At 63.5% G+C, this 16,857-nt stretch carries 16 protein-coding genes; 14 read left to right on the top strand and 2 right to left on the bottom strand.

Annotated elements, in window-relative coordinates:
* Positions 1 to 23 precede the first annotated feature (23 nt).
* The 11 genes from pilL2 (at position 24) to pilM (ending at position 11,297) form a co-directional block, all read left to right on the top strand.
* Positions 24 to 1,217 carry a PFGI-1 class ICE element type IV pilus protein PilL2 gene (pilL2, locus tag QMX82_RS08900; RefSeq protein WP_282282458.1) on the top strand — a complete coding sequence of 398 codons (1,194 nt, stop codon included), beginning with the start codon at positions 24 to 26 and terminating at the stop codon, positions 1,215 to 1,217.
* A complete protein-coding gene (pilN, locus tag QMX82_RS08895) occupies positions 1,214 to 2,950 on the top strand; it encodes a PilN family type IVB pilus formation outer membrane protein (protein ID WP_282282456.1) in 1,737 nt (578 codons plus the stop codon). The genes pilL2 and pilN overlap by 4 nt, the downstream gene beginning before the upstream one ends.
* A gap of 4 nt (positions 2,951 to 2,954) precedes the next feature.
* Positions 2,955 to 4,289: a type 4b pilus protein PilO2 gene (gene pilO2 / locus QMX82_RS08890; RefSeq protein ID WP_282282454.1), complete on the top strand. Its 1,335-nt coding sequence runs from the start codon at positions 2,955 to 2,957 to the stop codon at positions 4,287 to 4,289.
* A complete protein-coding gene (gene pilP / locus QMX82_RS08885; RefSeq protein ID WP_282282452.1) occupies positions 4,279 to 4,929 on the top strand; it encodes a type IV pilus biogenesis protein PilP in 651 nt (216 codons plus the stop codon). Before pilO2 ends, pilP begins: the two co-directional genes overlap by 11 nt.
* Before the next feature lie 10 nt (positions 4,930 to 4,939).
* Entirely contained in the window at positions 4,940 to 6,553 is a 1,614-nt protein-coding gene (locus QMX82_RS08880; protein WP_282282450.1) for a GspE/PulE family protein, read from the top strand.
* Positions 6,546 to 7,634, top strand: a complete 1,089-nt coding sequence (locus QMX82_RS08875; RefSeq protein WP_282282448.1) for a type II secretion system F family protein — start codon at positions 6,546 to 6,548, stop codon at positions 7,632 to 7,634. The genes QMX82_RS08880 and QMX82_RS08875 overlap by 8 nt, the downstream gene beginning before the upstream one ends.
* Positions 7,635 to 7,788: 154 nt before the next feature.
* Positions 7,789 to 8,256 (top strand): type 4 pilus major pilin, encoded by a 468-nt coding sequence (locus QMX82_RS08870; RefSeq protein ID WP_193756759.1) that lies wholly within the window; start codon positions 7,789 to 7,791, stop codon positions 8,254 to 8,256.
* 6 nt (positions 8,257 to 8,262) lie between these two features.
* A complete protein-coding gene (locus QMX82_RS08865) occupies positions 8,263 to 9,198 on the top strand; it encodes an ATPase, T2SS/T4P/T4SS family (protein ID WP_282282446.1) in 936 nt (311 codons plus the stop codon).
* Positions 9,195 to 10,628: a shufflon system plasmid conjugative transfer pilus tip adhesin PilV gene (gene pilV, locus QMX82_RS08860; protein ID WP_282282444.1), complete on the top strand. Its 1,434-nt coding sequence runs from the start codon at positions 9,195 to 9,197 to the stop codon at positions 10,626 to 10,628. The genes QMX82_RS08865 and pilV overlap by 4 nt, the downstream gene beginning before the upstream one ends.
* Before the next feature lie 9 nt (positions 10,629 to 10,637).
* Positions 10,638 to 10,856: a hypothetical protein gene (locus QMX82_RS08855; RefSeq protein WP_027597843.1), complete on the top strand. Its 219-nt coding sequence runs from the start codon at positions 10,638 to 10,640 to the stop codon at positions 10,854 to 10,856.
* A 3-nt stretch (positions 10,857 to 10,859) separates the two neighbouring features.
* Entirely contained in the window at positions 10,860 to 11,297 is a 438-nt protein-coding gene (gene pilM, locus QMX82_RS08850) for a type IV pilus biogenesis protein PilM (protein ID WP_282282440.1), read from the top strand.
* Here the strand turns inward: pilM and QMX82_RS08845 are convergent.
* A complete protein-coding gene (locus QMX82_RS08845) occupies positions 11,294 to 11,422 on the bottom strand; it encodes a hypothetical protein (RefSeq protein ID WP_282282438.1) in 129 nt (42 codons plus the stop codon). The genes pilM and QMX82_RS08845 overlap by 4 nt on opposite strands.
* A gap of 238 nt (positions 11,423 to 11,660) precedes the next feature.
* On the opposite strand from QMX82_RS08845, the gene QMX82_RS08840 reads away from it, so the two are divergent.
* Both QMX82_RS08840 and QMX82_RS08835 read left to right on the top strand, forming a co-directional pair.
* Complete coding sequence (locus QMX82_RS08840) at positions 11,661 to 12,578, top strand: glycosyltransferase family 2 protein (protein WP_282282436.1); 918 nt, start codon at positions 11,661 to 11,663, stop codon at positions 12,576 to 12,578.
* A gap of 4 nt (positions 12,579 to 12,582) precedes the next feature.
* On the top strand, positions 12,583 to 13,458 hold the full coding sequence (locus QMX82_RS08835; protein ID WP_282282434.1) for a glycosyltransferase: 876 nt from the start codon (positions 12,583 to 12,585) through the stop codon (positions 13,456 to 13,458).
* Positions 13,459 to 13,473: 15 nt separating this feature from the next.
* On the opposite strand, the gene QMX82_RS08830 is transcribed toward QMX82_RS08835, so the two are convergent.
* Positions 13,474 to 14,142, bottom strand: a complete 669-nt coding sequence (locus QMX82_RS08830; RefSeq protein WP_336619064.1) for a lipopolysaccharide biosynthesis protein — start codon at positions 14,140 to 14,142, stop codon at positions 13,474 to 13,476.
* 435 nt (positions 14,143 to 14,577) lie between these two features.
* On the opposite strand from QMX82_RS08830, the gene QMX82_RS08825 reads away from it, so the two are divergent.
* Entirely contained in the window at positions 14,578 to 16,599 is a 2,022-nt protein-coding gene (locus tag QMX82_RS08825) for a DNA topoisomerase III (protein ID WP_282282430.1), read from the top strand.
* Positions 16,600 to 16,857: the final 258 nt, after the last annotated feature.

Below are 16,857 nucleotides of genomic sequence, written 5' to 3'. Positions count from 1 at the left end.
TACGAAATGGGGCCTCACCGCACATGATCTGGAAGCTCAATACCCTCTCGCCGCTCGCCTTCGCCGTTGCATTGGCAGGCTGTGCCCAGCAGGAGCCTGCGCCCAGCGCACCCGGCCCCGACAGCTCGCGTAATCCGGAGCTGCTACAACCCGATCTCTATCCGAAGGGTGCTGTGTCAGAGCCCCAGGTCCGGTACGGCCGCTACACCTTGGTCAACACCGCGCCAGAGACCGAGCAGCGGGATCTGATGGCCCAGATCATCGACGTGAACATTCCGGCGAACATGAAGCCGACCGTTCGCGACGCCATGCAGTACGTGGTCAATCGCTCCGGTTACAGCCTGTGCGGCCCCGAACAGGGGCACGTCAACATCCTCTTCACCCGGCCCCTGCCGGCCGCCCAGTACAAGCTCGGGCCCATGAGCCTGCGCAACACCCTGCAGGTGCTGGCCGGCCCCGCTTGGCAGGTCAAGGTCGACGAGGTCATGCGGTCGGTGTGCTTTGTACTGCGCCCGGGCTACCAGCTCCCGGAAGGCCAGCGCTACGCCGCCGTGCCGGCAACGGCTCCGTCTACGACCGCCGTGAAGCCAGCGCCAACCCCGTCCAGCTCGCCGGTCACCGTCGCCACCGTACCAGCGGCTAAGCCGTTGGAAACGCACACCGAACCGGCCAAGCCGGTAACGAACGCCGCTACGCCGTCAGCGGTCAAAGCTACGCCCGCCGGCGCGGCGCTGACATCTGCGCCGGTCAATGCGCCTGGGGAGGCCTTGTCTGTCAGGCAATCTCCGAATGCCTCCTCGGCGAAGGGCACTCCTGCCAAACCTACTGCACCTGCGGCTAAGCCTACGAACGTAGCGGTCACCACACCAGCAGCCAAGCCTTTACCCACTGCTGTCTCAACGTCTTCCGCCGCGTATCTCCTGCCCTCGGTCCGCCTGACCGAGCCGGCCTCTGCCATGACCCAGACCTGGGATGCACCCATCGGCAGCACCCTGCGGCAGTCCGTCGAGGCCTGGGCCAAGCGTGCAGGCTGGCAGGTGGTCTGGGAACCCGATGACCTGGACTACCCCATCGAGGCCGCCCTGCACTTCCGCGGCACCTTCGCCGAGGCCGTTGCCCAGGTCTTCCCGCTCTACGACGGCGCTCGCCGTTCATTCATCGTCGATGGCAATTCCAGCCAGCGCATCGTTCATGTTTCCGAGAGGAAGAAGTCATGACCCACCCCCTTCGCCTGAGCGCCCTGGCCGCGGCGCTCCTGCTCGCCAGCTGCTCGGTGCAGCGGGTGGACGAATCGGCCCAGCGCGCCGAGAACGATGGCGCCATGGCCAGCCAATACGCGGCCCTGCTGCGCAATCAGCAGCAACAGCCCAAGCGCGAGACCGTCGTGTTCAGCGACAAGCCCTGGGTCTCCACGCAACCGGTGGTGGCCAAACGCAGCATGCCCTCGGCGCTGGACTGCGAGCTGAGCTATCGGCCCTCCGGCAGCGTCGGCATCACTGAGATCGCTCAGTACATCACTAGCCAGTGCGGTATCGCCGTGCTGGTGTCGCCCGATGCACTCAATCCCAATGCCGCAGCGCCCAGCGCACAACCGCCCAGCACCGCACCGGCGCCGATCGGCAATCCCAGCCCAGATAGCCTGGCAGGCCTGCTGCCTGCAGGTGTGATCACCAACCCGGCAACGATGGGCGCTGCAGCGAGCTCCACTGGCTCCGGCTATCGCGCGTCGGACTTCACCAGCCTGGCCGGCGGAAGCCAGGTCAGCGGCCTTAAGTACAGCGGCAAAGCCTCCGGCTTGCTCGATGAGGTCACCGCGCGCCTGGGCCTAGGGTGGCGCTATTCGCCCGTCGAGCGCGCCGTGCGGATCAGCTACTTCGAGACGCGGGTCTTCGACGTCTGGTCCTTTGGGGACAAACAGGTCATCACCAGCACCGTGAAGTCCGGGATGACTACCGCTGCCGGCACCAGCGGTAGCACCTCCGGCGGATCGAGTACCAGCTCCGGCGTTTCAGGGGATTCAGGCAGCAACCAGAGCACTACCGTGACCCTGGAATCTTCTATCCTGCAAGACATCCAGAACAACGTGAAGGCGATGCTCAGCGTCGCCCCAGCCGGGCGGATGTATCTGGCCCCCTCCACCGGGACCCTGACCGTCACGGACCGCCCTGAGGTGATCTCGCGGATCGAAGCCTACCTCAACAGAACCAATCGCAGCATCACTCAACAGGTGCTGTTCAACGTCAAAGTGTTTGAGGTCACGTTCACAGATACGGACCAGCAAGCGCTTAACTGGGCGGCGGTCTACAAGTCCCTGAACACGAAATGGGGCCTGTCACTCTCCAATACCGTCGCAGGTATCAGTACCAGCGCGTCTACTGCATCGGTCGGCATCGTCGATACCGCCAACTCCGCCTGGGCGGGGTCCAACGTCATCGTCCAGGCCTTGGCCGAGCAGGGTCGCGTTTCCAACGTGCGGTCGCCCTCGGTCACGACCCTGAACTTGCAGCCGGCGCCCCTGCAGATCGGCAATGTCCAAGGGTACTTGGCCGCCAGCTCGACGACGACCACCGCCTCGGTGGGATCCAGCACTTCGTTGACACCCGGCACCATCACCAGCGGCTTCAACATGACGCTGCTGCCGCGCGTGCTTGAGAACGACGAGATGTTGCTCATGGTGTCGATCAACATGAGCAACAAGCCGACCTTTCAGACCCTGACGAGCAACGGTTCCAGCCTCCAGCTACCCAATTACGATGCCAAGTCCCTGTCGCCCAAGGTCAAGCTGCGCAGTGGCCAGACGCTGATCCTGTCGGGATTCGAAGAAGCTAACGAAAACGCCAACAAGACCGGTGTGGGTGATCCTAGCTTCTTCGGCCTCGGTGGCAGCCGCACGCGGACTTCCGGTCACAGCGCCCTGGTGATGCTCATCACCCCGATCTTGACGGACTGAGCGCATGGCCATCTCTGGTATCCCACCGGCAGTCCCCGCGCAGAACGTGCAGATCCTGACCTATCACGGCAAGAGCTTTGTCTCCGGTCTGCAATGGCATCCGTTGGGCAGTCTGACCGGCTACATGAAGGAAGCCCGGGAGTACGGGCGCCTGCACAAGATGGACATCGTCGCCATCCGGCGCACGCCCAATGTCATCCAGGCCGGCTTCGTCGCGCGCAGCGCCGGGGCCATGAAGGGTATGTACTCGCTAGCTGCGGCGCTGGCCGGGCAGCTAGGTCAATCCTGGCTGGCCGCCTGGCAGGTGCCTGGCGATGAGCCGCGCTATGCACTGGTGGCCGTGATCGACGGCGCCGTCATACCCGGTTATGACCTGGTGGGCTCGGCAACCGAGATTCAGCGCAAGGTAGCCCAGCTCGAAAGCCGTGCGCTGACCTTCGATGAGACCTACCTGCCGATCGAATTCGGCCTGGGCGGCAAGCCGCTCGACATCGACGAGCTGTTACAGCCTGGCAATTTGAAGCGCGACTACGCCCTCAAGCCGCTTGCTTTCGGGATGAGCAAGGGCGAGTGGATCCGCGTAGGGGTCCTCGGACTCATCGTGGTGGCCGGGATTATCGGCTACAGCCAGTGGGAGGCGCATAAGCGCGAGCAAAGGCGACTGGCCGCCGTCGCGGCCGAGGCCGCGCGTCAGGCCGAACTGCAAGCGATCAACGAGCGCTCCAAGGAGCAACAGACCCTTCAAGCCCTGGAGCACCCGTGGGCGAAACGCCCAGGCGTGCCGGACTTTCTCCTGACCTGCAACGGCGCTATCGATAGGCTTCCGCTGTCCATCGCCGGCTGGCTGTTCACCTCGGCACAATGTGATGGCGTGCTGCTGTCTACCAATTACAAGCGTGACGGCAACAGCACGGCTTCAGCCTTTGTCGCGGCTACGCATGGTCACTTCGCTGATGAGCCGGCCTTCTTTGACGAAGGCAATGGCGCCGCCCTCAAGCTGACCTTCGAGCCCCCATTGGCGGGCGACGATGAGCTGCTGCAGGCCACACCTGCCCTGGCTGATCTGACCTCCTGGCTGCATGGCCAAGGCCTGGCACCAATCATCAAGGAAGTCCCGGTGGTCATTCCGGCGCCTCAGGCCATGCCTGGCCAGCCGGCGCCACCTGCGCCGCCGCCCCCGGACTTCAAGCACTTCGAGCTGACCTTCAATACCGCGCTACCGCCGGACATCGTCCTCAAGGACGTGCCCCACCAAGGCCTGCGATTGCGCGAGATCAAGACCCTTCTACAGAGCGATCAGCTGGCCTGGTCGGTGACCGGTGACCTCTATGTCAAATGACCTCTCCCTCGTCGTGCTCGGCGCCCTGATGCTTGCAGTGGCCGCCCCAGTCATCGCTGCCGAAGCGCAGTCCTCCGACCCAGACGGCATCACCGTTGGCGAGCTCTCCCGGGTGCAGAGTGAAACCATCCTCTACAAGGCCCAGGGCGAGCGCGCCAAGGCGCTTCGCGAGCTCAACGATGGCGGGGCCCAGGCCAAGACGGCGCCGCAACCTAGCTATCTGCCACAGCCCATCGTGCAGTCGAACGGCGCAGCGAGCGGCACGCCTGAACATAGCGGCACGGTGGAGCAGTTGCCCGTTGTGAAACTGGTCTACGGCGCCGGTACCGCACTGCACGCCACCCTGCTCTATGCGGGCGGCTTCGAGATCGATGCCTCACCAGCGTCGACCGACCTCCCTGGTGGCTACCGCGTGGCCAACTTGAGCCTGGACAGCGTGGTGCTCAGCCGCGGCGGCAAACGCTATCCGCTGGGGTTCTCCAACCGCGCGCCCAGCTATCCAGTAGCCACCGTCGCGGCGGGTCAGACTTCTGTGTTGCCAGTGACCGTCACACCGATGAACCCGGTAGCGCCCGTGCCGGTGCCCGCTCCAGCCCCCATTGCCCTTCCGGGCTCCGCGCCTACCGCCCTTCAACCCTGAGGTGACTTTGATGAGTTCGAGCAATCACGCTGTGTCCGCTGCGGACGAGCCGGAAGGCGACGCCAAGGCTATTGGCCAACGGTTGGCTGGGGAGCTGGTCAGCGAGCTACTCCCGCTCCAGCCCCGTCGCGTACTCACTGCCGAAGGCGCCCTTTGGGGCTCGGTGAAGCCGGAACTGCGTCAACTCCTAGCGCTGGTGGAAGGCGTACGGCCCGGTGACCATGCCCAGCTGCTGGTGTCAGGGCAGCACCTGCGCGATCCCTTCGTCATGGCCTTCATGGGTGAGCTGGATCGTGCGGATCTGGACTACCGCGTGGTACCCAGCACCCTGAGCGAGATCCAGGCGCTGTACCAGGTCGATACGACCCGCGGCATCGGTACCAGTAGCCTCGACAGTACCTCTCGCCAGCAGGAGGTCATCCGTCTGCTCGGCGAAGCTCACAGCCGCGGGGCGTCGGACGTGCACTTCGTGGTCGGTCGTGAGATCACCCACATCCTCTTTCGCATCCATGGCCTGCTGACCGAGTACGGTCAGATCCAGAGTCACATGGGCCGCGAGCTCTGCTCCGCCTTGTACAACTCCATGTGCGACGTGGCCGAGGAGCACTATCAACCGGAGATCAGCCAGGACGCACGGGTCAAACACGCCTTCGTGGCTCAGTTGGGCCTCTTCGGCGCCCGGGTTGCGTCTCGGCCGTTGGTAGAAGGACCGCTCATGGTCCTGCGACTGCTCTATGACGAGAAAGCCAAGCAATCCCTAGATGAGCTGGGCTTTCTGGCCGAACAGATCGCCCTGCTCAATCGACTGCGCGGCCTTCCGTACGGCGTCATCCTCATCACCGGTCCGACCGGATCCGGTAAATCGAAGACCCTGCAGGTCACACTAAATCAGCTGCACAGCGAGACCGACGGCACCCGCCACATTCTCTCCGTCGAAGACCCGCCCGAGTACCCCATCAAGGCCAACCAGTCGCCGCTGGGTCACGCCGAAACTTGGGACGGCGCCATCACCAACACCATGCGTCTGGATCCGGACATCCTCATGTATGGGGAAGTGCGCGACCTCGCCACCGCCCAGGCAGCGTTTCGCGGTGGCATGACCGGTCACCTGGTCTTCTCGACCCTGCACACCAACAACGCGGTAGCGAGCCTGCAGCGGCTCATCGACATGGGCGCCGACCCGAGCCTGGTGACAGACCCTGCACTCATGTCAGGCCTCATCAACCAGTCGCTGTTACCGGTACTGTGCACGCATTGCGCCCAGCCACTGGCCTCTCAACGCGACCAGCTGAACCCGGCCCTTATCGAGCGACTGGAACGGGTCATGGATACCGCGAAGGTCAGGCTGCAGGGTCCTGGCTGTGCGCACTGCCGCAACATGGGCGTCTCCTCGCGGACGGTCGTTGCCGAGGTTCTGATCCCCAACCATCGCTTCATGCAGATCTTCCGCGACCAGGGTGCCAGCGCGGCGAAAACCTACTGGGTCAGGGACATGGGCGGGATCACCAAGATCAAGCACACCATTGGCAAGGTCGCTGCTGGGCTGATCGACCCCCGGATGGCCGAGACCATCATCGGGCCGCTGGACCTCGAGCTTTTCGTCCTGGAGCAGCCCAATGCTTAGCCGGATTCTGGACAGTTGGACGACCTTTGCCGATGCCTGGTACGCCAAGCAGTTCGGTAGCAAGGAGCGCATCCAGTTCTACGAAAGCCTCTGCGCGCTCCTGGAGAACGGCGTCGGCATCGACGATGCCCTGGAAGAGCTACGCGCAATCTTCAGCGATGGCGGCAAAAAGCGCCGGGACCCGACCGCCTTGGCTACGGCTGGCATCAGCCAGGCCGTGCGAAACGGCAAGTCCCTGGGCGATGCCTGTCAGCGCTGGATGCCCTACCAAGAGACCGCAATCATCGCCGCCGGCGAGCGGTCGGGCGCCCTGGTACAGGCTTTCCTGGATTGCGTGCAGATGATCGAGGCCCGGGGGCGGATCCTATCCCTGATTCTGTCCGTGACCGTCTATCCCATCATGCTCTGGGCAATGATGGCCTATCTGCTCCACGTCATCGCCTCGCGCATGGTCCCGGCCATGACCCGGGTCTCCAACCCCGAGGGCTGGACCGGCATCCCCTACCTGCTCTATCAGGTCTCCAGCTACGTCAACAACTGGGGCCTGCTGACCCTGATCGTGGTGCTGAGCGTCATTGTCTTTGCCATGGGGTCACTGCCCTACCTGACCGGACCACTGCGCGTCAGGCTCGATCGCGTACCGCCTTGGTCGATCTACAAGGCCCTCCACGGCTCCACCTTCCTGCTCAACATCTCGGTGATGCTCAAGGCCAACATCAATCAGATCGAGGCCTTGCAGTCCCTGCAGCGCGGCGCCACGCCCTGGCTGCGCGAGCGGCTGATCGCCGCCATCTACGGCGTCAATCAGGGCAAGAACTTCGGCGAGGCCCTGCGTCTGGCTGGGCACGAGTTTCCCGATAAGACCGCCGTCCAGTTCCTCTGCGTATTGGCGACCCGCAAGGGCTTCTCCGAAGCCATCCACCGGTTCAGCAATCGCTGGATCGAGCAGACGCTCAAGCAGGTGGAGCGCTACACCAAGGCTTTCCTCATCTTCTCGACCATCGCCATGGGGCTCTTGATGCTCCTGGTCGTCAGCGGCGCCTTCAGCTTGCAGAGCAACGTTGCCAGCCTCCACCACTAGACCCACCACCCAAGGAACCGTCATGAGCAAACCCACCCCCTGTATCGATCCCGCATTTGTCAGCGTCGATGTCGAGTCGCCCAGCGAAAAGAATGAGTCCCAGCCTTTCCGCCTGCCGCCGCGCCACCGCCAGCGTGGCGTCTTCAGCCTGGAAATGATGTTCGTCTTGATCATCGCCGTCGTCGCCCTGGGCTACATCATCTACAACGGCGGCAGCCTCATGGGCTCCCAGGATGTGACCAACGAGCAGTCCAACATCGGCACCCTCATCGCCAACACCCGCAAGCTCAAGGCCAGTAGCGGCTACGGGACGTCCGGTACCAGCCTGGTTTCCCAACTGGTGGCCAGCAAGGGCCTGCCCAACATGAGCGTCAATGGCAGCAACTTGTACAACGCCTGGGGCGGTTCGGTCACCGTGGTGTCGAGCGGCATGACCTTCACCATCACCGAGAACGCGCTGCCTCAGGATGCCTGCGTCACCCTGGCCACCAAGATCAGCCGCGGCACCAAGGTCACCACCGCCATCAACGGCGGTACCGCGGTCACCGGCGAAGTGGATCCCGGCACCGCCACCAGCGGCTGCAGCAAGGACAGTAACGTCCTGGCCTGGACGGTTTACTGAGTTCGCATGAGCCTGATCACGCAAGCCAACTTCGTCGACCTCTTCCTCGGCCCGGACTTCTCGGACGTGAAGGGCCTCGACGGTTCCGGTAGCCGGCGGGAATCTGCGCCGGCGGCCTGGAGCACTGAGCTGCAGGCGCTGCGCGAGCAGTGCCAGGCAAAGTCGACTGAGTTCGGCGATCCGGAGTTCTCGCTGGTCCAGGACGGGATCGTCCTGCGGGTGACGCAGATCAAGGACGCCTTCTCGGAGGACGTCTTCATCATCCGCAAATCCAATGCCCAGATCCGCCCCTTCCACATGCTGGGGTTTCCCGAGTCGCTGGCCACGGCCATGCTCAGTGACCAGGTGCGCGGCCTGGTGATCTTTTGCGGCGAGATGGGCACCGGCAAGACCAGCAGCGCCGCCTCGCTGATCGCCGCTCGCCTGCAGGCCTGCGGAGGCACGGCGCTGGCGATCGAGGATCCGGCCGAGACCAACCTCAATGGTCTGCACGGCGAGGGTCGCTGCATCCAGATGCAGGTATCCCGGCGCACAGGGGGGTACGAGGAAGCGCTGCTGCGCGCCCTGCGCACCGGTGCCGACATGATCCTCATCGGTGAAATCCGCGATATCCCGACTGCTGTTCAAGCGGTACGGGCCGCCATCAATGGCGTCTTCGTCGCCACCACCTTCCATGCCGGCAACCCCACCCAGGCGCTGGAGCGGGTGCTGGCTCTGGCCAGCAATGAGATCAAGAACGCTCGCGAGATCCTGGCTCAGGGTCTGGTAGCGGTGGTGGCTCAGACGCTGGAAACCCGCAATGACCGCCGCATCCTCAAGGTGCGCAGCCTTCTGGTCAACGGCGAAGACGGGCCCAGCATCCGCGAGAAGATCCGCGCCGGACAAATCGCGCAGCTGGACCAGGACATCGACAACCAACTCAAACGAGACCTCTGGGGATGAATACCTCATTCAGCAAAGCATCACAGCGGGGCTTCATCGCCCTGGATATGCTCTTTGGCTTGATCGTCTTGGCAGCCGTGATGACCGGGGCCGCGGTCATGATCGCCAATCAGATGGACTCTCAGAACTACCAGATCGCCGCTGACCAGCAAAAGCAGGTTGCCGACGCCGCCGCCAAGTACCTCAAGGACAACTTCGCCACGGTCTACGCTGCTGCCGGTACCACGACGCCGGCGCAGATCACCCCGGCGATGCTGCGCAACACCAACTACCTCCCCGCCGGCTTCACTGACGCTAACGCCTTCGGCCAGACCTTTGTGGTGCTGGCCAGGCGGGTGGCGACCAACCAGCTCGAATCTATCGTGCTCACCACCGGTGGCCAGGTCATCGATGAGATAGGCACCCGTGAGATCGCTGAAAACCTCGGCGCCCCGGGCGGCTTTGTACCGGTGGCCAACACCGGCATCGTCCAGGGCGTGCGGGGTGGCTGGTCGTTGGCGCTGAGCAACTACGGAGTGAACCCGGGCGCGGGCCACACCGCTAGCGCCCTCTTCCTGCAGGACGGCACGCTGGCCAACGATTACCTCTACCGCAATGCCATCGCCGGCAAGCCCGAGCTGAACCGGATGAACACTGCGCTCAACATGGGCGGCAACGACCTGAACAATGCGGCCAACATCACCGCGTCCGGTACCGCCAGCATCAGCGGCGATGTCAACGCTGGCCGCAACGTCAACGCCACGGGCAACGTGAATCTCAACGGCACAGTTACGGCCGGCGGAGACCTCCGGGCAGGCTCTCTCTACCTGCAGGGCAATGCCACCATGAACGGCACCGCTACGGTCGGAGGCAACGTTGCGGTCTCTGGCGATACCACTACCGGCTCGATGTACGCCCGGGGCAATGTTCAGGGCGTTACCGCCAGCATGTCGGGGGAGACCTACACTACAGGCTGGTTCAGGACCCGCGGGGACACCGGTTGGTATAGCGAGAAGTGGGGCGGCGGCTGGCACATGACCGACAGCGACTGGGTACGAGCCTACGCCGGCAAGAGCGTGTACACCTCTGGCCAAATGCGCGGGAACAGCCTCTTCTCCGACGGCAGGACCTATGTCGGTGAGTACATCCAGCTGATCGGCTCGGCGACGGAAAACGCGGGGTGCGCCACTAATGGACTGGTCAGCCGCGACGGTGGTGGTGCCTTGCTTTCATGCCAGAGCGGGTTGTGGAAGCGCCAATCCAGCAAGACGCCGACCTGCCACGCCTACACCATTCCGGGTTACGACCCGAATGACGTAACGACCTATGCCTGTCCTGTCGGTACCAAGGTAGGTTGGGACACGGCAGGTAGCGGTCAGCGCTGGGCGTCCACGCCCAATATCGCCATCGGGCACAATGACTATGCGACCATTTTTTGTTGTGAATTCTGAGGTAGACGCATGTACGACATTCCGACCCTGTTAGCGCTGCGCCTTTTGGCCAGCGCTGCACGTGTCCAGCAGCAGACATTGGAAACCATGGCCCTCGATGAGCCAGGGACCCATCAGGCCCGTGAGCTGCTCCACCAGGTCGATGCCCTGCTTGAGGAGATGATCGATCCGGAGCAGCTCGAGACCCTGGTGCAAGAGCAAAAGCGCCTGAGCCGGAAGGTGGGCTAGGCCATGCCCATGCTGTGGGTCATCCTGGTGGTGATGCTTGCTGGAGCGGGACTGCTGAGCGAGCAGCTGCAGCGCAGCGACAACCGGCGTCAGGCCGTCGACGTCTCCGCGCTTGCTCACAATCTGCTGATCTACCGCAACGCCCTGGCCGAATACGCCTACAACAACCCGGGCCTCTCGGGCGCGCCGGCGGATTCCGCGCTGGCATTGCCCACCTGGTGGGTGCACGCGGCAGGTGTGAGCGGCTACGTGCAGGCCGGATCTAGCTACGCCTACTACGCGGCTCCTCCCAAAGGTCTGGTCACGACGCTGGCCGAGCTCACCAAGTCCGCCGCGGTGGGCTACGCCACGAATGGACAGCTCGTCAGCCCTTCGTATGGGGCGACCGGGATAGCGCTGCCACCCGCGGTCCCCGCCGGCGCTGCCGTGGCCTATCGCTAGACCAGCAGCTCAGCAAGTAGGGCAATGCCGCCGGCCAAAGCAGCACCAACGGTCAGGGTCAGAGCCATCATCAGGCCACTGGCGGTCGCAGCGATCATGTCGGTCGGTTGGTCTTCGGTGTCCATGGTGAGTCCTCTTCATCAAGGTAGCTCCAGACCCTCGTTATCACGGAAATTCTTAGCGGATTACCAGCAGGTGGATCAGCGGAACGATTCGGCGGGTGACTGACCAGTCCGGCCGGTCTTTGCAGCGGGGAGGATAGGTTGGCGTTTAGGTCAGTGAGGACCCGAGGCTCAGTTTTCAGTCGCGATCGTAGGGTCGAGCACAGTACAATTTCATGGCGTCAAGAATGGACCTTTCGCTATGCAAGCTCTCCCCCTCCCGCGCACGTCACCGGATGATGATGCCCTGAGGCATCTGCCCCTGATCTCCGTGATCGTTCCCTGCTACAACGCAGGTGCTTATCTTGAGGAAGGCCTGGCGAGCATCTACGCCCAGGACTACCCGCGCTTTGAAGTCATCGTGGTCGACGATGGATCAACCGACGACAGCGTGCAGCGCCTGGTCGCGCTGCAGGAGCGTTTTGATTTCAAGCTGGTGACCCAGCCCAATGCCGGCGTCAGCGCTGCATTGAATACCGGCCTCGCCCATGCCCGAGGCCAATACGTCGCGACTCCTGACCTCGATGATCTGATGCTGCCGCAGTCCTTGCGAATCCGCGCGGCCTACCTTGAAGAGCATCCCGAAGCGCCTTGTGTGGGCGCCCTGGTCAGTTTCATGGATAGCGCCGGCAACTGGCTCAAGGACCAGCACGCCGTAGGTGTTCAGTGGCTGGACTTCGATGAGATCCTGCGCAAGACCCGAGTGGTGGGTGCGCCGGTTGCGCTCTATCGCAAGGCGGTACTCGACCAGGTCGGTGGCTACGACCCGGCAATTCGCGTCCAGGACTTCCAAATGACGCTCAAGGTCGCGGCACTGGGTCAGCCCATTGCGATCTTGCCTGTTACGGTCACCCGTTATCGACGCCATGCCGGCAATCTCTCTCGGCGATACCGGCTGCTGCTTGAGGCGGATCTGCTGGCGATTGCGCCCTATCAGGATCACCCTGGCTATCGGCAAGGGCATACCTCAGTCGTCAACAAAGCCCTGAAATACGCTGTACGGCACGACAAGCTGGAGGCACTGCGCATGCTCCGGCTGATCCCGCTGCGGGCCATGGATCGCACCACCCTGCACCGCGTCCGTCGCCTGCTCACGCCTTATCGGCCTTCCAGGAAGTAGCGCCATGATCTCCATCGTCATCTGCTCGGTGAAGCCTGAGCTGCTGGATGCGGTTACCCAGAACATCGATGCCACCATCGGCGTGCCCTATCAGCTGATCGCCATCGACAACCGGCAGGCCAACCGTGGGCTCTGCGCCGTCTACAACGAAGGCACCGGGCGTGCTCGGCACGATATCGTTTGCTTCATGCACGAAGACCTGGAATTTCTGGAGGCGGACTGGGGCCTCCGGGTAGTCGACCACTTCCAGGAAGACGTCCAGCTGGGTGCCATCGGCGTTGCCGGGGCCCGCTTCAAGAGCCGCGGCCCCTCGGGCTGGATGGCGGCCGGCAAGTCCGAGACGAACTGCATGCGCCTTTATCAGCGGCATCATGACGGCACGGACAACCTGTTTCACCTTCGCCCTGCAGGCGATGGACGTCCGCGTCAATCGGTTTGCACGCTCGATGGGGTCTGGATCTGCGCTCGCCGCGAAGTGGTGCTTGAGGTGCCCTTCAACGAGGCCCTACCCCCGTTCCATTTCTATGACATCGACTTCGCCCTGCGCGTGAGCCGGCGCTATGAAGTGGCGGTGGTCTACAACGTCGGGCTGCGCCACTTCTCGGAAGGCCATTTTGATGCGCGTTGGATGCGGGCCGCGCTGGACTATCAAGGGCTACGCGAGGAGGTGGTGTCCCGTGTGGCAATGGGTGCTCAAGACCTATCTGTTGCCACGCTGGAACAACGCGGCGCACGCTTCTGGATGAAGTTCTTACGCAAGGTGAAGGCGCCGTGGCGCCTGCGGTGGGAGTGGGTACAAGCCAGCGGCGCGCTGGGCTATCCCAAGCTGTGGTGGCTGGTGGCCAAATTTCTCTGCTACTACCCGCTGAAATTCCGCTAGGCCTGCCAGGCCTACCTAAGACGCGAGTGCTCGCTGCGGGTTGGCCAGCTCGCGTTGTACCTGGTGTGGACACGCCCGGGGAAAGACGTCCTCAGGTATCAGGCTCTGTTGGGACAGGTTGATAACACGTCGACCTTCCGCTGCCAGCACGCCAGCGGCCAGCTCCATCGCCGGCAGGATTCGCGTCTGCAGGTGCTGATCCAGGCCGCACGGCGCTGATTGCCCAGGTGCCGTCTCATAGAACCGCGGCGCCTGGACGTTGAGATCAACTCCCGCCAGGTAGATCTCGTCAAAGCCCAGGTGATAGGCCAGCTGCAGGCAGATGTAAGCAACCGTTCGCACGTCGAAAACGCCGTAGTCCATGTCCTTGCTGAAGCCAATATCCCGTGCCCGCTTGCTGAAGGGCGAGACCAGCCGCACAGCCTGGCTTTGATCGCGCCCGAAGTAGTCGCGAAAGCTGGCCCGGGGCGCCTTACGCAGCCCGTAGGCCTTGCCGGCGTACCGGCTGGACAGCCGCTGGATGTCCTCGGGCCACAGGGCAAGGCGCTGCGCTTGCTCGACCGCAGCCTCATAGAGAGCAGGCTGCTGCTCCTGGAAGCTGCGATCGCTGCAGACGTAATACAGCGGCAGGACGGACGCCTCGAGGAGCTTGGTGACCGCACCGTTCATGGTGATGATCGGCACGCCGGCCCAGCGGCGAATGTCGAGCTCGGCCGACGAAGGCCCGGACGCCAAGATCAGGACAGCACCCCGATGAGCATTTTTTTGCGATGAGAAAGCTCTTCCCACGTGGACAGTCTCCATAGGCGGGCCAGATAACTTGACCGTGGCCAAGCGCGGATAGGGTTCGTTAGGAAGGGCTTGTTGTTATCGAAAGCGAGGGGGCTGTTGCAGAAGACCAACTTGGAAAGCGGGAAAAACTGGCAGCTGGTGTCCGCTAAAATTGACCCAGGTCGCAATGGTCCCAAACCAGGCCCTTCGCCCACAATGATCGTTAGCGGGACAACTATTCCCAAGGTGTAACCATATCTGGACCGTTTTCGGTTAAGCGCTGCCCTCGTACGCCATGCCTGGCACCGTTTGCCCTGCAGGCCATTCGGCCATCGACAGGGGAATCCCATGCGTGTGTTTTTGTGCGAGAAGCCCAGCCAGGGCAAAGACATTGCCCGGGTGCTCGGCGCCACCGGACGCGGTGAAGGCTGCATTCGCGGTCAGGGGGTGGTGGTGACCTGGGGGATCGGTCATCTCCTGGAGCAGGCGCCACCCGAGGCCTACGATCCGCAGTTGAAGTCCTGGTCGCTCGATGCACTGCCGATCCTGCCGGCAAGCTGGAAGGTCGAGGTCAAGCCCAAGACCAGCAGCCAGTTCAAGGCGGTCAAGGCGGTGCTCAAGGAAGCGACCGAACTGGTCATCGCCACTGATGCCGATCGCGAGGGCGAGATGATCGCCCGCGAGCTGCTGGAGCACTGCGGCTATCGCGGACCCATTCAGCGTCTGTGGCTGTCCGCCCTCAACGACGCCTCGATCCGCCAGGCCCTGGCCAGCCTCAAGCCGGGGGCCGAGACCTTTTCCATGTATCACTCGGCGCTGGCTCGCTCCCGGGCTGACTGGCTGATCGGCATGAACTTCACCCGGCTGTTCACCCTCCTCGGCCGGCAGGCCGGCTACAGCGGGGTGCTGTCGGTAGGACGGGTTCAGACGCCAACGCTGCGTCTGGTGGTCGACCGCGATCGGGAGATCGCCCACTTCGTCCCGGTGCCGTTCTGGAGCTTGGACGTACTGCTGGCCGCCAACGGCCAGACCTTCACCGCGCAGTGGCGACCTGCCCGCGACATCACCGATGACGAGGGGCGCTGCCTCGACCAACGCCATGCCCAGGCTGCGCAGGCGCGCCTCACTGCGGGATCTACCGCCATTGCGGTGTCGGTCGACACCGAGCGGGTCAAGGAGGTGGCGCCCCTGCCCTTCGATCTGGGCACGCTTCAGGAGATCTGCTCAAAGAAGCTTGGGCTCGGGGCTCAGGAGACCCTGAACGTCGCCCAGGCGCTGTATGAGACGCACAAGGCAACGACTTACCCCAGGACCGACTGCGGCTACCTGCCCACAAGCATGCTGCCGGAGGTGCCGGCCGTGCTCGAGGCGATCCGGCGCACGGATCCGTCCATTGCCCCGGTGCTGGCCAGCATCGATCCGGCGCAGCGCTCGCGGGCCTGGAACGACGCCAAGATCACCGCGCACCACGGCATCATCCCGACCTTGGAGCCCGCCAACCTGGCGGCCATGAGTGACAAGGAACGTGCGGTCTACAGCCTGATCCGCGCGCACTACCTTGCCCAGTTCATGCCCCACCACGAGTTCGACCGGACGGTGGCCGACTTCGACTGCAACCAGGTGGCGTTGCGGGCGGTGGGCAAGCGCATCGTGGTGCCAGGCTGGAAGACGCTGTTCCAGGCAGTAGCAGCTGATGACGATGAGGACAGCAAGGAGAAAGACCGCGCGCAGATCCTGCCGCCGCTACAGAACGCCTCTCGCGCCCAGTTACAGCAGGCCCAGCTCAAGGCGCAGCAGACGCAACCACCCAAACCTTATACCGAAGGCGATCTCATCAAGGCGATGAAGACCGTGGCCAAGCTGGTGACCGACCCGCGCCTGGCCGCCAAGCTCAAAGAGACCACCGGCATCGGCACCGAAGCCACCCGGGCCAGCATCATCCAGGGCCTGATCGATCGTGAGTTCCTCCTCAAGAAGGGCAAAGCAGTGCGGGCATCCGACGCCGGCGTCTCGCTGATCGCCGCGGTGCCGCCGGCAGTGGCCGACCCGGGTACTACCGCCATCTGGGAGCAGGCCTTGGACATGATCGAGGCCGGCACCATGCAGCTGGACGACTTTATCGCCAAGCAAGGAGCCTGGATCGGCAAGCTGGTCGCCCAGTACCGCCAAACCACGCTCAACATCAAAGTCCCGGAGGGCCCGTCGTGCCCGCTCTGCCAGGCCAAGATGGCCAAGCGAAAGGGCAAGAGCGGCGACTTCTGGTCCTGCCTGCGCTACCCCGACTGCAAGGGCCTGGTGAACATCGAAGCGCCGAAAGGGAAAGGCAAAGGCGGCCCAGGAAAAGCCAAGCGCAGCAGTGCTTCCGCCTAGGATCCGGTCCTCTGGGAGCTTTCTTGCCTTTGTCACGGTCACAGCCCCATAATGCAAGCGTTCCACCCCGCTCGCGCACTGGCGGTCATCAGTGGCAACCCCGAAGCTTCTCGACCTGGTCTTGAAGCTTCACCCCTAGAGCACGCTAAGCATCGGGTAGGGCGTGTAGATCTTTGCGTGATGCTCTCCCTGTGTCTCCCTGTTCTGCAGCAGACACGCAGCCGTCTAACTCGTGATAAGCGGGTTCACAGGCACATA

The sequence above is a fragment of the Pseudomonas sp. PS02302 genome, assembly GCF_029959585.1.
Classification (GTDB): domain Bacteria; phylum Pseudomonadota; class Gammaproteobacteria; order Pseudomonadales; family Pseudomonadaceae; genus Chryseomonas; species Chryseomonas aestiva.
This window is presented reverse-complemented; position numbering and strand designations above follow the sequence as displayed.

Bases quoted from the DNA above. Each gene is read 5' to 3' on its own strand.
- pilP (WP_282282452.1), top strand. From the start codon at position 4,279: ATGTCAAATGACCTCTCCCTCGTCGTGCTCGGCGCCCTGATGCTTGCA.
- QMX82_RS08835 (WP_282282434.1), top strand. From the start codon at position 12,583: ATGATCTCCATCGTCATCTGCTCGGTGAAGCCTGAGCTGCTGGATGCG.
- QMX82_RS08845 (WP_282282438.1), bottom strand. From the start codon at position 11,422: ATGGACACCGAAGACCAACCGACCGACATGATCGCTGCGACCGCCAGT.
- pilV (WP_282282444.1), top strand. From the start codon at position 9,195: ATGAATACCTCATTCAGCAAAGCATCACAGCGGGGCTTCATCGCCCTG.
- pilM (WP_282282440.1), top strand. From the start codon at position 10,860: ATGCCCATGCTGTGGGTCATCCTGGTGGTGATGCTTGCTGGAGCGGGA.
- QMX82_RS08865 (WP_282282446.1), top strand. From the start codon at position 8,263: ATGAGCCTGATCACGCAAGCCAACTTCGTCGACCTCTTCCTCGGCCCG.
- pilO2 (WP_282282454.1), top strand. From the start codon at position 2,955: ATGGCCATCTCTGGTATCCCACCGGCAGTCCCCGCGCAGAACGTGCAG.
- pilN (WP_282282456.1), top strand. From the start codon at position 1,214: ATGACCCACCCCCTTCGCCTGAGCGCCCTGGCCGCGGCGCTCCTGCTC.
- QMX82_RS08875 (WP_282282448.1), top strand. From the start codon at position 6,546: ATGCTTAGCCGGATTCTGGACAGTTGGACGACCTTTGCCGATGCCTGG.
- QMX82_RS08840 (WP_282282436.1), top strand. From the start codon at position 11,661: ATGCAAGCTCTCCCCCTCCCGCGCACGTCACCGGATGATGATGCCCTG.
- QMX82_RS08870 (WP_193756759.1), top strand. From the start codon at position 7,789: ATGATGTTCGTCTTGATCATCGCCGTCGTCGCCCTGGGCTACATCATC.
- QMX82_RS08880 (WP_282282450.1), top strand. From the start codon at position 4,940: ATGAGTTCGAGCAATCACGCTGTGTCCGCTGCGGACGAGCCGGAAGGC.
- QMX82_RS08855 (WP_027597843.1), top strand. From the start codon at position 10,638: ATGTACGACATTCCGACCCTGTTAGCGCTGCGCCTTTTGGCCAGCGCT.
- pilL2 (WP_282282458.1), top strand. From the start codon at position 24: ATGATCTGGAAGCTCAATACCCTCTCGCCGCTCGCCTTCGCCGTTGCA.
- QMX82_RS08825 (WP_282282430.1), top strand. From the start codon at position 14,578: ATGCGTGTGTTTTTGTGCGAGAAGCCCAGCCAGGGCAAAGACATTGCC.